The following is a 13,457-nucleotide window of genomic DNA, read 5'->3' as shown; positions in this document are numbered from 1 at the left end:
TGAATGGAGAGAGTCAGTATGTCACATATCAAATCACAGGATTCAAAATTATTTGAAGCAATAGAATCGGAATTCAACCGTCAGGATAAAAACATTGAATTGATTGCCTCGGAGAACTTTGTTTCAAAGGCTGTGCTGGAAGCGCAGGGTTCAATCCTGACGAATAAATATGCAGAAGGATATCCTAACAAGCGCTACTACGGCGGTTGTGAACACGTTGATGTCGTAGAGGATCTGGCGAGGGAAAGATTGAAGGAAATCTTCGGTGCCGAGTATGTCAACGTCCAGCCACATTCCGGTTCACAGGCGAATATGGGCGTCTATTTCTCGATACTTGAACCGGGCGATAAAGTGCTTGGTATGAACCTGAATCACGGCGGACATCTGACGCACGGCAGCCCGGTGAACTTCAGCGGAACGATGTATGAGTTCAGCGAGTACGGTGTCAAAGAAGAGGACGAGACGATCGACTATGATGTGGTCATGGAAATCGCGAAAAAAGAGCAGCCGAAGCTTATCATTGCAGGTGCGAGCGCCTATTCCAGACAGATCGATTTCGCCAAATTCCGTGAGATCGCAGATGAAGTCGGTGCGTATTTCATGGTGGACATGGCGCATATTGCAGGCCTCGTTGCAGCTGGACTGCATCCGAATCCGGTGCCTCATGCGGACTTCGTCACTTCCACAACACATAAGACTTTAAGAGGGCCGAGGGGCGGAATCATCCTCGCAAAGGAAAAGTATGCAAAATCCCTCAATAAAATCATCTTCCCGGGCATCCAGGGCGGACCATTGATGCACATCATCGCAGCCAAGGCAGTGGCATTCGGAGAAGCACAGCAGGATGGCTTCAAGGCGTACCAGCAGCAGGTGATCAAGAACGCACAGGCGCTGGCCAAAGGACTGACTGAAGGCGGTCTCAGAATCGTTTCCGGCGGCACGGACAACCATATCGTCCTCGTGGATGTGAAAAGCTTCGAACTGACCGGCAAGAAGGCGGAAGAAGCACTTGATGAAATCGGCATCACATGCAATAAGAACACCATACCGTTCGATCAGGAATCACCGTTCGTGACAAGCGGCGTCCGTTTGGGCACACCTGCGATGACGACAAGGGGATTCAAGGAAAAAGAGATGGAAAAAGTGGCTGAATTGATGGTCGAGACGCTGAAGCGCACCAGGGACGGAGAAAGCCTGGAAGGCATCAAGGAGCAGGTCCACGCACTGACTGCCGATTACCCGTTATACGGCGGGCAGTAATCAATATGGAATTTGACGGACAGGAGGACTAATATGTCAAAGGTTCAAGTGATGGAGCACCCCCTTATCCAGCATAAGATGGGTTTTATAAGGGATAAGAACACTCCGACGAAAACTTTCAGGGAACTGGTCGATGAAGTGGGCATGCTGATGGCCTATGAAGTGACCAGGGACCTCGATCTGGAAGAGGTTGAGGTGGAGACGCCGATACAGACGACGACAGCGAAAAGGCTGAGCGGTAAAAAAATCTGTCTTGTGCCGATCTTAAGGGCGGGACTCGGGATGCAGGAGAGCATCCACAAGCTGATACCGTCTGCACGCGTCGGCCATATCGGCCTGTACCGCGACCCGGATACACTGCAGGCCATAGAGTACTATGCAAAGTTCCCGGGGGATATCGAGGAACGTGATATTTTCGTCATCGATCCCATGCTTGCCACGGGGGCATCCGCAGTCGAGGCGATCACCGCAATCAAAAAAAGAGGCGGCAGCAAAATCCGCTTCATCTGCCTGATTGCGGCGCCGGAAGGCGTTGAGACGCTGCAGAAAGCCCACCCTGATGTGGACATCTATATCGCAGCACTCGACGACAGGCTGGATGACCATAGTTATATAGTTCCGGGCCTCGGTGATGCAGGAGACCGCCTGTTCGGGACAAAATGACCGACGGCTCATCGAGCGAAAGCCCTCAAGTTTACAGGTGTGATGAATTGTGTCGATAATATGGCGGGGGTTGGAGTTGGTTAAATAAATCCCTCCATGTTATTGACACAAAAATTGCACTCATATATTATTACAAGGGGAATGTGAAAGTTACTCTAGGAAGCTTTAAACCACTAGGAGATTGTGTTGATAGTGTCATTTTTCAGAAGATTTTACACTCATTTCTTGCGATATTTTTCTTTTCCTCTCATCGGCAGTTTATTCTTTGTCATTCTTACACAGTCATCCATAGCAGCCGGATTGTTTTTAGGCACAGCTGCGTCCACTCTCATGATTTTCAACTGGTACTACAACTTGGAGAACGCACAGGATGAAGAAGGCGGCAAAGTGAGACTCGGGATAATGACGAGGTTCATCATTGTATTTGTGACACTGTTCGTGTGGCTGAGGTTCCCTGAAACATTCAACATTTTTGCGATAGCCATAGGTCTTCTCCTTGGTTATGTATTAATTGTTTTTCATGCTGTCAGAGAATTAACGAAGTGAAAGAGGTGAAATAATGGAACACGGAACTCCAACGTTTACGATTGACTTATTCGGTTTGCCGGTAATGTTCGATCTGTCGACTTCATTGATGATTATCATTACTTGTCTGATTGTGTTCTTCGTGTTTTTCTTCATGACACGTAAACTTGCTGTAAGGCCGACAGGTAAGCCGCAAGTTCTCATGGAAACACTGATGAACTTCGTTAAAGGTATGATTTCAAGCAACATGGCCTGGAAGCAGGGTGGGAAATTCCACTTCATGGCAATTACTCTGATTGCGTTCATCTTTGTGGCCAATATACTCGGTATACCATTTACAATCATTCTTCCGGACGAAGCGCATACGTTATGGTGGAAATCGCCTACTGCGGATCCAACAGTGACGCTGACGCTTGCAGGACTGATGATTGTACTGACACATTATTACGGGGTCCAGATGCAGGGAATGGGGAACTATGTTAAATCGTATTTTCAACCGATGTGGTTCATGGCACCAATCAAGTTCATTGAAGAATTTACATATAATTTAACGTTAGGTCTTCGTCTTTACGGTAACATCTACGCAGGGGAAATCCTGTTGTTGCTGCTGGTCTCCCTGATCACAACCGGTGGTATACTCGGAGCGGTCGGTGGATTCATCCCACTGATGGTATGGCAAGGGTTCAAACTGTTCATCAGTGCGATCCAGGCGTTTATATTCGTTATGTTAGCAATGGTTTATCTCTCACATAAGCTGAGCGATGATCATTAATATAAAAAATAAAATCACATTTATATCTATTTAGGAGGAAATATTTTATGAGTTTACTTGCAGCTGGTATTGCAGCAGGATTGGCAGCACTTGGAGCGAGCTTTGGTATTGGTATGGTAGTTTCGAAGACAGTTGAAGCGGTGGCACGTCAGCCGGAAGCAAGAGGTCCGCTCCAAACGATCATGTTCATCGGTATCGGTGTTGTTGAGGCCGTTCCGATCATGGCGATCGTTATCGCATTCCTACTTATGTTCACGTTCTAAGAATCGTTACTATGGCGAAGTCTTATATCAAGATTTCGCCCTCTTATTATGTTGTTTGAAGAGTGAACGAAACTTTCTTGAAAGGAGTGTACATAAGTGGAATTTCTTATACTAGGGAATACTGGAGATGTTGGTGTGGCAATCGGGAGCAGTCTCGTACTGCTTGTGAGTTTCCTTGTTCTGCTTGGGGCTCTGTCATATTTTGTCTGGAAGCCGTTGAAAAAAGTGATGGATGACAGGGAGAACCTCATACATTCAGAAATTGATGATGCGGAAAACCGCAGGATTGAAGCGCAGCGTCTGCAGAAAGAAAATGAAGAATTGGTCAAGCAGACCCAGGCGGATATTTCCTCAATCATGGAAGATGCGAGAGCCCAGGCGAATAAAGAGCAGGAAACAATCATTCATGATGCGAATACCCGCGCAAATCAGCTTATGGCAAATGCGAAGGCTGATGTTGAAAGAGAAAAAGAAAAAGCGATTGCAGAAATCAATGATCAAGTGGCAGAGTTGTCAATACTCATTGCCGAGAAGATGATTTCAAAAGAAATGGATCATCAGGATCAGCAGCAGCTGGTGAAACAGTACTTACAGGAAGCAGGGGATAAATAATGGCTATTTCAGCGAATAACTATTCCAAAGCCCTCTTCAATGCGATCCATGATGACGATACACTGAACAATGTTAAGAAGGATTTCAGCAAAGTCATAGAATCGGTGCGTAATGTACCGAATTTCTATGCTTTCATATCGAATCCGAAAATATCCAGAGATGATAGAAAAGCGGTCATTGAAAATACGTTCAAAGAAGTTGAAAGCCCGCTCTACAATCTGTTGCGGGTTTTGTCCGACAAAGGCAAGATGACCGGAATTGAAGACATTTATGAAGATTTCATCCAATTGTACAACGCCCATTTCAATCAGGCATATGTACTTGTGGAATCCGTCTATAAATTATCCGGTGAGGAACTGGATGATATCGGCAAAGTTTTCATCAGGAAAACCGGGTTGAAAAAACTGTTGATTGAAAATGAAGTGAACGAAGACTTGATCGGCGGCATCAGGGTCTTCATAGATACTAAAGTCTATGATGCTTCCATCAGAGGTCAGTTGAACACTTTAAAAGGTCAATTCAAGGCACACGCGAATAGTTAATTTGAGGAGTGACATTCATGGCAATCAAAGCTGACGAAATTAGTGCTCTTTTAAAAAGCCAGATAGAAAATTATGAACAGGACATGTCAGTATCTGACACGGGTACGGTCATCCAGGTTGGTGACGGTATTGCACTTGCTCATGGTTTGAACGATGCAATGGCTGGAGAGTTGCTGGAGTTCCCAAGTGGTGTACTGGGACTCGCTCAGAGCTTGGAAGAAAGTAATATCGGTATCGTTATTTTAGGACCTTATGATGACATTAAAGAAGGCGACGAAGTCAAGCGTACGGGCAGGATCATGGAAGTACCCGTAGGTGAAGAGCTCATCGGCCGTGTTGTCAACTCACTGGGCCAGCCTATAGACGGCAAAGGACCGATCGCTGCAACAAAATCAAGACCAATTGAAAGCCCTGCAACCGGTGTAATGGACCGTAAAAGTGTTGATCAACCATTACAGACGGGCATTAAAGCGATCGACGCTTTAGTTCCCATCGGCCGCGGGCAGCGTGAGCTGATCATCGGCGACCGTCAGACAGGTAAAACGACTGTAGCAATCGACACGATCCTGAACCAGAAGGATCAGGATATGATCTGTGTCTATGTTGCAATCGGTCAGAAAGAATCGACTGTAGCCTCTACAGTGGAAACTTTGCGCAAAAATGGTGCGCTTGATTACACAATCGTCGTATCGGCGAGTGCATCACAGCCAGCACCTTTATTATACATCGCACCGTATGCCGGTGTATCCATGGCTGAAGAGTTCATGTTCAACGGAAAGCATGTATTGGTCGTTTATGATGACCTGACAAAGCAGGCAGCTGCTTATCGTGAGTTATCACTGCTGCTGCGTCGTCCGCCGGGCCGTGAAGCTTACCCGGGTGACGTCTTCTACCTGCACAGCCGTCTGCTTGAGCGGGCTGCCAAACTTAATGATGATCTTGGCGGCGGTTCAATCACTGCACTCCCATTCATTGAAACACAGGCAGGGGACATCAGTGCTTACGTACCGACCAACGTGATATCCATCACGGATGGCCAGATCTTCCTGCAGTCCGACCTGTTCTTCTCGGGTGTGAGACCTGCGATCAACGCTGGACTTTCAGTATCCCGTGTAGGTGGATCTGCACAGATCAAAGCGATGAAAAAGGTTGCAGGTACATTGAGGCTTGACCTTGCTTCATTCCGTGAGCTGGAGTCATTCGCCCAGTTCGGTTCAGATCTTGATGAAGCGACAGCTTCAAAACTTGAACGCGGTAAGAGAACTGTTGAAGTCCTGAAGCAGGGAGAAAACAACCCGCTGAAAGTTGAATATCAGGTTGCAATCCTTTATGCACTCGTAAATGGACACCTGGATGATATTTTAGTCGAAGATATTACGCGTTTTGAAGATGAATTCTTAAGTTGGATGGATTCAAATCAGAAAGAACTGCTTAACAGTATCCGTGATACAAAACAGTTGCCGGATGATGAAGTGTTCGTTGAAGCAATAGACAGTTTCAAGAAAATTTTCAATCCTTCAAAATAAGCCTGAGACTAAGATGGATAAGGTGGTGAATTTATGGCTTCACTCAGAGAGATAAAAGGACGCATAGGATCGACGAAGAAGATGAGTCAGATCACCAGTGCAATGCACATGGTGTCGAACTCCAAACTCCGCCGTGCGGAAGAGAACGCAAGCAGATTCCATGCATATCGCGACAAACTGCAGGAAGCGGTACGGGCGATAGCAACCGGAGACTCGGGAGCAGACCACCCGATGCTGGAAGAACGTCCTGTCAAACGTACGGGTTATGTAGTGATCACTGCAGACAGCGGTCTTGCAGGTCCTTATAACGCAAACGTACTTAAAAAGCTGACTGGTGAAATAAAAGAGCGTCATAATGATGACCCGGAATTTTACGATATTCTTGTCATCGGTAAGATGGGTTATGAATTTTTGACCTCCCGCGGCTACAACGTCGCAAATTACCGCACCGGTCTGGCAGATCAACCTGATTTCAGCAGTGTGAAAGAGATTACTCATGAAGCTGTATCCAGTTTTATAGAGGAAGATATTGATGAACTCTTCATCATTTATAATGAATTCATCAATGTGCTTGAGCAGAAAGTGAAGGCTGACAAGCTGCTGCCTCTTACAGGTTCTGAAATCGAAGAGGGGCAGGCAAAGGATTCTACACTCACAAATTACGAATTCGAACCGGATAAAGAATCTTTGCTGTCGGTGATATTGCCGCAGTATGCAGAGAGTCTCATCTACGGATCTTTATTGGAAGCGAAAGCGAGTGAGCACGCAGCGAGAATGACTGCTATGAAAGCTGCCACTGATAATGCCAAAGAACTCATTGATGATTTATCATTGGAATACAACCGTGCAAGGCAAGCGGCAATCACACAGGAAATCACAGAAATTGTTGGTGGCGCAGCCGCACTTGAATAAGATTTGCTAGGAGGAAAACGAATGGCTTTAGGTCATGTAGTACAAGTCATGGGTCCTGTCGTTGATGTCCGTTTTAATGAGGGCGAACTGCCTGAATTGAATAACGCATTGACTGTCGACATCCACAAAGGTGATGAAACGACTTCCCTTACTCTGGAAGTTGCACTCCACCAGGGTGACAACGTCGTCAGAACAATTGCTATGGCATCAACGGATGCACTGCGACGCGGTGCTGAAGTCACCGATACAGGCAGTTCGATCACAGTACCTGTCGGTGAAGCGACTCTTGGTCGTGTGTTTAACGTATTAGGAGAACATATTGATTTAGGTGACTCCATTCCAGAGTCCGAGAGAAGAGACCCGATTCACAGACAAGCTCCGACATTTGATGAGCTGACGACAAACGTAGAAATTTTAGAAACTGGAATTAAAGTTGTAGACTTGCTTGCCCCGTATACAAAGGGCGGTAAGATCGGCCTGTTCGGCGGTGCCGGAGTAGGTAAGACAGTATTGATCCAGGAACTGATCAACAACGTCGCCCAGGAACACGGTGGTATTTCAGTATTCGCCGGAGTCGGGGAACGTACGCGTGAAGGTAACGACCTTTATTATGAAATGAGCGATTCAGGTGTTATCGAGAAAACGGCAATGGTATTCGGTCAGATGAACGAGCCGCCCGGTGCGCGTATGCGTGTTGCACTTTCCGGCCTTACGATGGCTGAGTACTTCAGGGATGAACAGGGACAGGACGTTCTCTTATTCATCGATAACATTTTCCGTTTCACGCAGGCCGGTTCAGAGGTATCAGCGCTGCTCGGCCGTATGCCGTCAGCCGTTGGTTACCAGCCGACACTTGCAACCGAGATGGGTCAACTTCAGGAGAGGATCACTACGACAAGCACCGGATCAGTAACGTCCATACAGGCAGTATTCGTACCAGCCGATGACTACACCGACCCGGCGCCTGCCCAGACGTTCGCGCACTTGGATGCGACGACAAACCTGGAACGTAAACTTTCAGAGATGGGTATTTACCCGGCAGTAGACCCGCTGGCATCAACGTCCCGTGCACTCTCACCTGCAGTTGTCGGTGAGGAACACTATGACGTGGCCAGAGAAGTTCAGGCGACAATCCAGAAATACCGCGAATTGCAGGATATCATCGCAATTCTTGGTATGGATGAGTTATCCGATGAAGATAAAGTGACGGTCTCACGTGCACGCCGTATCCAGTTCTTCTTAAGTCAGAACTTCCACGTGGCAGAACAATTCACCGGTCAGAAAGGTTCATATGTACCGGTTGAAGAGACTGTCAGAGGATTCAAGGAAATCCTGACAGGTGACTACGACCATATTCCTGAGGATGCCTTCCGACTTGTCGGCAGCATTGAAGATGTACTTGAAAAAGCACGCGGCATGGGTGTAGAAGTATAAAATCGGGAGGTAAAATCACATGACAATTTCACTCGACATAGTGACTCCTAATGGATCCGTCTTCTTCGAGGAAGACTGTGAAATCATCATACTTCAGTCCAAGCAAGGTGAACTGGGTGTTATGGCCGGACATATCCCGACTGTCGCTGCACTTAAAATAGGTAGTCTGCGGGCAAAGATAAATGGTCAGTTTGAATATTTTGCTGTAACTGAAGGTTTTGCAGAAATCAATCCTTCAAAAGTCACTGTACTTGTTCAAGCAGGTGAGTTTGCTGAAGATATAGATACTGAACGGGCTGAAGCAGCACGTCAGCGTGCAGAAGAGTTACTGCAGCAGTCACAAGACGAAAAGATAGACAGATACCGTGCAGAGCTGGCACTGCGACGGGCAATGAACCGTATAGAAGTTGCAAGACACAGATAAAGCCTGGGGGCTCCCCCGGGCTTTTTTTAAGGGTGATATTCATGTTATTTTCACAAATGGCTTTAATGCATATAATACTCCATATTCTGAGTGTGATATTCTGCTTCTGGCTACTGCAGGGATTGAATATACAAAGGCTCTTTTTAAAAGGCGAGACCGGCAGGATCATTCTGCTGCTGATTGTAATATCTGTATTATTGGGCAGTGCTTTAAGCAACTTCATCATGGATTTCTTCTATCTTGTCCAGGACGCTTCATTAATATTCAATTAGAATACGGTGAAAAACTTTACAACATGTTTAGACAGCTATAATATAGACTATAGTTAAATAGGACGTATTTTAACTACTTAATGGAGTGTGGATAATGGATAAGATAATAGTCAAGGGTGGTCAGAAATTAACGGGTTCCGTCACCATTGAAGGATCTAAAAATGCCGTTTTGCCCATCTTGGTGGCGTCTCTGCTGCCTGAAAAAGGGAAATCAGATATAACCAACGTGCCGGAGTTATCCGACGTGGAAAATTTAACATCACTGTTGAAGCTGTTGGGCGCAGAAGTGGAGACCGGCAATGGAATGGTCTCGGTGGATGCCTCCAAGGGCCTCAACCATAACGCCCCCTATGACCTGGTGAGTAAAATGCGGGCAAGTATGCTTGTAATGGGGCCGCTGCTCGGCCGTTACGGCAAGTGTACGATTGCGATGCCGGGTGGTTGTGCGATTGGCAGCCGGCCGATTGAACAGCACATTAAAGGACTCGAGAAGATGGGCGCTTCTTTTTCAAATGTCGACGGGAATATCGAAGGATATACAGACGGCAGGCTGAAAGGCGCGAGAATCAATCTTGATTTTCCAAGTGTCGGTGCGACGCAGAACCTGATTATGGCAGCGAGTCTCGCAGAAGGTGTCACCCGTCTTGAAAATGTGGCGATGGAGCCGGAAATCGAGGACCTGGCAAAGTACATCAACAGCATGGGTGGTAATGTCAAAGGCGCCGGAACAAGTCATATCGTAATAGAAGGTGTGGAAGAACTGAAGGGTGCCCCTCATGAGGTCATTCCCGACAGAATAGAAGCAGGGACATTCATGATTGCCGGAGCAATCACGAAGAGTGAAATCACATTGAAGAATGTCGTCCTCGATCATCTCACGGCCCTCGTATCGAAGCTTGAAGACATGGGCGTTAAATTCGTGGAGGATGAAAATGAAGTCACGATCATACCTGCTGATAACATGAAACCCACCAATGTCAAAACGATGCCCCATCCAGGATTTCCAACCGACATGCAGAGTCAGATGATGGCGCTTCTGACGACGGTCAAAGGTACAAGCACCATCACTGAGACCATATTTGAGAACCGCTTCATGCATGTAGCGGAATTTACGGGGATGAATGCCGATATTTCGCTCGAAGAGAACACCGCATTGATAAAAGGCGTGGACAATCTTCAGGGTGCCCGGGTTAAAGCCACTGATCTCCGTGCAGCCGCTGCACTGATACTGGCAGGATTGGCAGCCGATGGGTATACTGTAGTGACAGAGTTAAGACATTTGGATCGCGGGTATGTTGATTTTCATGAAAAATTAAGCCGGTTGGGTGCAGATATTGAAAGAGTCAGTGACCAGGATAAGACCAAAGCGCCGGTGACTAACTAGAATGAGGTTTTAAAATGGAAGGAACACCTAAAAAATTAGTTCACAGACGTTTTCCGTTAGTTGTTCGCATTCTACTATTCCTGTACGTGGCGATCATCGTTTTCTTTGCAGGGCTGATGATCGGTTACGGCATTTTGGATAACCCTTTTGAAGTATTCAGATTGGAAACTTGGGAACACATCATTAACTTGACAGAGGTATAAATTATGCTTACTTATGATCAGATCAAAGCAATCATTCCACACAGACCCCCCTTTTTATTGATTGACCGTGTGACAGAAATTGAACCCGGCGTCAGCTGTACCGGGATAAAACAGGTTTCTGGAAATGAACCTTACTTTGCGGGACATTTTCCGGAGTATGCTGTGATGCCGGGGGTGCTGATAGTTGAAGCACTTGCACAGGTCGGCGGTGTCGCATTATTGCAGCAGCCGGAATTTAAAGGAAAGCTTGCATTCTTTGCAGGCATAGATAAGTGTAAGTTCAGACGCCAGGTCACACCGGGTGATACACTGGAACTGACTGTAGAAATCACCAAAATAAAAGGGCCGATCGGCAAAGGCAAAGCAGTGGCCCTTGTCGATGGGGAAGTGGCATGTCAGTGTGAAATCACTTTTGCCATACAGGACAAAACATCCGACTGATTGATCAGTCGGATGTTTTTATATCTTCTTTCGACTCCATGCGGGTTTTGAATTCATTGAGCAATGCTTCGCCTTCATAATTTTCCTGCATGAGCTTTTCAAGCAATTCTTCTGCATAGTGCGGTCCCTGCTGTATGATGTCTCCAATGAATATGAGGGACAGGCCGACGCTGATATTGTTCATCTCCATTAATTTACCATGGAACAGCGCCGGAGTATTGGAGGCTCTGGTGATTCGTATGAGGAGCGTCACCTCGGTTCCTATGAACTCCTCCAATATATCTTTGAAATCCTCGGAAGTGGCGACTTCAACAATCCACGAGTCCTTGCTGACTTCATTATTAATGATGACGCCGTCTATCAAATCAAGAATGATGTAGTTATTTTCATTCTGCATTTTTATTTCTACAATTTTAAATGATTTCATGAAATCCCCCCTTAAAGTTTAAAAACTACAGATTTCGTATTTCTGCAGCCGGTTTTTTGATTCCTGTTCATTTTTGAGTACAGTTATATATTTATTGTATTATATTTACCTCAAAATTTAAATTGTTGTCATTTGCAGAAAATTCAACTCCAATTTAAGCTGATAGCAGGAAGGAGGTGGAATAATGTTGAATAAAGTGGTGCTTGTCGGAGAGCTGGTCAGAAATATTTCAGTAAAGCAGGGCAATAACACACAAGTGAATTCATTCATACTGGCGACAATCAGAATACCTAAAGATCATAAACGTGATCATGAAGTGCATTTCATATATTGTAAAGGGTTTGGAAAAGCGATACCAAACTTACTGGACAGTGTCAGTGAAGGCCAGATTATATGTGTGAGCGGACAACTCGCCACGACCATGCATACGATGGAAAATGGCACGAAAGAATATCGGATGGAGGTCTGGGCGGAAAGTGTAAAGCTGATGCCGGAAAAACTGAACAACAGCCAGAACATTAAAAATCCGAGTGAGTTGATCAATGAAGCGATCAAAAACTACAATCGCTACGATTTCGTTGGAGAGGAGCGCATACTGACACTGACGAAGAATGACTTTAACAAAAGTGCTCATGAAGAATTAGTCAAAGTACCCATTGAAGATAAGAATGTCGAGGTTTTGGAAAACTTGATCAAAGAAGCTGAGGAAATTGAGATTGATGAATCCGGGGAAAACAAAGAAGGAACCGGTGAGGAAAAAGTCCTTGCATAAATGACTCAGAAGCACTCCCACACACTTTTTATTGTTCTGCACCTGACTACTCACACTCACAATTGACATTATCCGGTATTTTATCTGCGTAAAAATGCCGGAGATGTCTTTTTTATGAAATGTAAAGAAAATCTTCAATAAATTTTATTACAATGTGATTTAATTTATTACGGTTGTCAGACTATATTGTCAATTATAGAAATAGAGGGCGAAATTTAATTATCGCTTTCAGCATTGATATGACAGCGTTTTTCAAAAGGTCATCTTAACATAAATGTGTAAAAAGTTAATAAATACATAATAATTCCTCCTGATGAAATAATTAAAATGTTGAAGAAATCTTTTTGTAACACTGCTGTAAAAGAAGCCTTAACATTTTATCTCCCTGTAACCTATGAAATATTTATATCTGTTATAGTACTACTAGTGATTAGGAAGACATTAAACGAACGATACATTACAAAAACTTTCTAAATATATACAGGTTAAAACAGGAGGAAATTTCAAATGAAAAAATTATTATCCGTAGGAACAGTAATCGCTGTTTCATCAGTATTTGCAGCCAACGCAGAAGCTTCCGAAAAAGGACACGAAGTACAATCAGGTGACACTTTATCCGAAATCGCAGCTGCGAACTCCACATCAGTGGCAGCATTGAAAGAAGCAAACGATCTTTCATCAGATTTAATCTTCCCTGGACAGGTGCTTCAAGTAGCTGGAGAAGCTGAAGCTGAAGTAGTGGCTGAAGAAGGCATCTATGTAATCCAGCCTGGAGATACACTGTTTGAGATCGCATCGGAATTCAATTTGACTGTTAAAGAATTGATGGATATGAATAATTTGACTTCAGATTTAATTTTTCCTGGTAATAAGTTGACTGTATCTGCAGATGCAGCAACTGAGGTTGCTCCTGTACAAGCGCCGGAAGTAGTGGAAGAGCCGGGAGTGGAAACAGTGGAAGAGCCTGTAGTATATGAAGAGCCGGCAGTGGAAACAGTGGAAGAGCCTGTAGTATATGAAGAGCC

The 13,457-nt window shown here is 45.2% G+C and carries 18 protein-coding genes; 17 read left to right on the top strand and 1 reads right to left on the bottom strand.

The genetic code is table 11. The features are described from left to right. Positions 1–18: 18 nt before the first annotated feature. The 15 genes from glyA (at position 19) to fabZ (ending at position 11,233) form a co-directional block, all read left to right on the top strand. The gene (gene glyA, locus BUA12_RS10070) at positions 19–1,260 is read left to right on the top strand and encodes a serine hydroxymethyltransferase (RefSeq protein WP_072710486.1); all 1,242 of its coding nucleotides are present in this window, start codon (positions 19–21) and stop codon (positions 1,258–1,260) included. A 33-nt stretch (positions 1,261–1,293) separates the two neighbouring features. Continuing rightward, positions 1,294–1,923: a uracil phosphoribosyltransferase gene (upp, locus tag BUA12_RS10065; RefSeq protein ID WP_072710485.1), complete on the top strand. Its 630-nt coding sequence runs from the start codon at positions 1,294–1,296 to the stop codon at positions 1,921–1,923. 183 nt (positions 1,924–2,106) lie between these two features. After that, positions 2,107–2,469, top strand: a complete 363-nt coding sequence (locus BUA12_RS10060) for an ATP synthase subunit I (protein ID WP_331463076.1) — start codon at positions 2,107–2,109, stop codon at positions 2,467–2,469. Between the two features lie 13 nt (positions 2,470–2,482). Next, positions 2,483–3,220, top strand: coding sequence for a F0F1 ATP synthase subunit A (gene atpB / locus BUA12_RS10055; RefSeq protein WP_072710483.1), 738 nt, complete (start codon positions 2,483–2,485; stop codon positions 3,218–3,220). A 47-nt stretch (positions 3,221–3,267) separates the two neighbouring features. After that, positions 3,268–3,483, top strand: a complete 216-nt coding sequence (gene atpE, locus BUA12_RS10050) for a F0F1 ATP synthase subunit C (protein WP_072710482.1) — start codon at positions 3,268–3,270, stop codon at positions 3,481–3,483. A gap of 96 nt (positions 3,484–3,579) precedes the next feature. Beyond that, entirely contained in the window at positions 3,580–4,095 is a 516-nt protein-coding gene (locus tag BUA12_RS10045; RefSeq protein ID WP_072710481.1) for a F0F1 ATP synthase subunit B, read from the top strand. After that, positions 4,095–4,637: an ATP synthase F1 subunit delta gene (atpH, locus tag BUA12_RS10040; protein ID WP_072710480.1), complete on the top strand. Its 543-nt coding sequence runs from the start codon at positions 4,095–4,097 to the stop codon at positions 4,635–4,637. The genes BUA12_RS10045 and atpH overlap by 1 nt, the downstream gene beginning before the upstream one ends. A gap of 17 nt (positions 4,638–4,654) precedes the next feature. Further along, entirely contained in the window at positions 4,655–6,163 is a 1,509-nt protein-coding gene (gene atpA, locus BUA12_RS10035; RefSeq protein ID WP_072710479.1) for a F0F1 ATP synthase subunit alpha, read from the top strand. Positions 6,164–6,196: 33 nt separating this feature from the next. Then, positions 6,197–7,075 (top strand): ATP synthase F1 subunit gamma, encoded by an 879-nt coding sequence (gene atpG / locus BUA12_RS10030; RefSeq protein ID WP_072710478.1) that lies wholly within the window; start codon positions 6,197–6,199, stop codon positions 7,073–7,075. Positions 7,076–7,096: 21 nt separating this feature from the next. Beyond that, positions 7,097–8,509, top strand: coding sequence for a F0F1 ATP synthase subunit beta (atpD, locus tag BUA12_RS10025; protein ID WP_072710477.1), 1,413 nt, complete (start codon positions 7,097–7,099; stop codon positions 8,507–8,509). 19 nt (positions 8,510–8,528) lie between these two features. Beyond that, positions 8,529–8,933 (top strand): F0F1 ATP synthase subunit epsilon, encoded by a 405-nt coding sequence (locus BUA12_RS10020; RefSeq protein ID WP_072710476.1) that lies wholly within the window; start codon positions 8,529–8,531, stop codon positions 8,931–8,933. A gap of 41 nt (positions 8,934–8,974) precedes the next feature. After that, positions 8,975–9,205: a DUF1146 family protein gene (locus BUA12_RS10015; RefSeq protein ID WP_072710475.1), complete on the top strand. Its 231-nt coding sequence runs from the start codon at positions 8,975–8,977 to the stop codon at positions 9,203–9,205. A 94-nt stretch (positions 9,206–9,299) separates the two neighbouring features. After that, entirely contained in the window at positions 9,300–10,589 is a 1,290-nt protein-coding gene (gene murA / locus BUA12_RS10010; protein ID WP_072710474.1) for a UDP-N-acetylglucosamine 1-carboxyvinyltransferase, read from the top strand. A gap of 14 nt (positions 10,590–10,603) precedes the next feature. Next, positions 10,604–10,792 (top strand): DNA-directed RNA polymerase subunit beta, encoded by a 189-nt coding sequence (locus BUA12_RS10005; protein WP_072710473.1) that lies wholly within the window; start codon positions 10,604–10,606, stop codon positions 10,790–10,792. Between the two features lie 3 nt (positions 10,793–10,795). Next, positions 10,796–11,233, top strand: a complete 438-nt coding sequence (fabZ, locus tag BUA12_RS10000; protein WP_072710472.1) for a 3-hydroxyacyl-ACP dehydratase FabZ — start codon at positions 10,796–10,798, stop codon at positions 11,231–11,233. A 4-nt stretch (positions 11,234–11,237) separates the two neighbouring features. Here the strand turns inward: fabZ and BUA12_RS09995 are convergent, their stop codons facing one another. Then, a complete protein-coding gene (locus BUA12_RS09995; RefSeq protein ID WP_072710471.1) occupies positions 11,238–11,660 on the bottom strand; it encodes a YwpF family protein in 423 nt (140 codons plus the stop codon). Positions 11,661–11,844: 184 nt separating this feature from the next. Between BUA12_RS09995 and BUA12_RS09990 the strand changes: the two genes are divergently transcribed. Both BUA12_RS09990 and BUA12_RS09985 read left to right on the top strand, forming a co-directional pair. Then, positions 11,845–12,432, top strand: a complete 588-nt coding sequence (locus tag BUA12_RS09990; protein WP_072710470.1) for a single-stranded DNA-binding protein — start codon at positions 11,845–11,847, stop codon at positions 12,430–12,432. 507 nt (positions 12,433–12,939) lie between these two features. Next, positions 12,940–13,457: LysM peptidoglycan-binding domain-containing protein (locus BUA12_RS09985; RefSeq protein WP_143146129.1), on the top strand; the 518-nt coding region annotated here is incomplete at its 3' end.

It is taken from the genome of Lacicoccus alkaliphilus DSM 16010, assembly GCF_900142805.1.
In the GTDB taxonomy this organism is placed as follows: Bacteria; Bacillota; Bacilli; order Staphylococcales; family Salinicoccaceae; genus Lacicoccus; species Lacicoccus alkaliphilus.
Note: the sequence above shows the minus strand (reverse complement) of the source record. Positions and strands in the feature narration are given on the sequence as shown.

Bases quoted from the DNA above. Each gene is read 5' to 3' on its own strand.
- glyA (WP_072710486.1), top strand. From the start codon at position 19: ATGTCACATATCAAATCACAGGATTCAAAATTATTTGAAGCAATAGAA.
- upp (WP_072710485.1), top strand. From the start codon at position 1,294: ATGTCAAAGGTTCAAGTGATGGAGCACCCCCTTATCCAGCATAAGATG.
- atpB (WP_072710483.1), top strand. From the start codon at position 2,483: ATGGAACACGGAACTCCAACGTTTACGATTGACTTATTCGGTTTGCCG.
- atpE (WP_072710482.1), top strand. From the start codon at position 3,268: ATGAGTTTACTTGCAGCTGGTATTGCAGCAGGATTGGCAGCACTTGGA.
- atpH (WP_072710480.1), top strand. From the start codon at position 4,095: ATGGCTATTTCAGCGAATAACTATTCCAAAGCCCTCTTCAATGCGATC.
- atpA (WP_072710479.1), top strand. From the start codon at position 4,655: ATGGCAATCAAAGCTGACGAAATTAGTGCTCTTTTAAAAAGCCAGATA.
- atpG (WP_072710478.1), top strand. From the start codon at position 6,197: ATGGCTTCACTCAGAGAGATAAAAGGACGCATAGGATCGACGAAGAAG.
- atpD (WP_072710477.1), top strand. From the start codon at position 7,097: ATGGCTTTAGGTCATGTAGTACAAGTCATGGGTCCTGTCGTTGATGTC.
- BUA12_RS10020 (WP_072710476.1), top strand. From the start codon at position 8,529: ATGACAATTTCACTCGACATAGTGACTCCTAATGGATCCGTCTTCTTC.
- BUA12_RS10015 (WP_072710475.1), top strand. From the start codon at position 8,975: ATGTTATTTTCACAAATGGCTTTAATGCATATAATACTCCATATTCTG.
- murA (WP_072710474.1), top strand. From the start codon at position 9,300: ATGGATAAGATAATAGTCAAGGGTGGTCAGAAATTAACGGGTTCCGTC.
- BUA12_RS10005 (WP_072710473.1), top strand. From the start codon at position 10,604: ATGGAAGGAACACCTAAAAAATTAGTTCACAGACGTTTTCCGTTAGTT.
- fabZ (WP_072710472.1), top strand. From the start codon at position 10,796: ATGCTTACTTATGATCAGATCAAAGCAATCATTCCACACAGACCCCCC.
- BUA12_RS09995 (WP_072710471.1), bottom strand. From the start codon at position 11,660: ATGAAATCATTTAAAATTGTAGAAATAAAAATGCAGAATGAAAATAAC.
- BUA12_RS09990 (WP_072710470.1), top strand. From the start codon at position 11,845: ATGTTGAATAAAGTGGTGCTTGTCGGAGAGCTGGTCAGAAATATTTCA.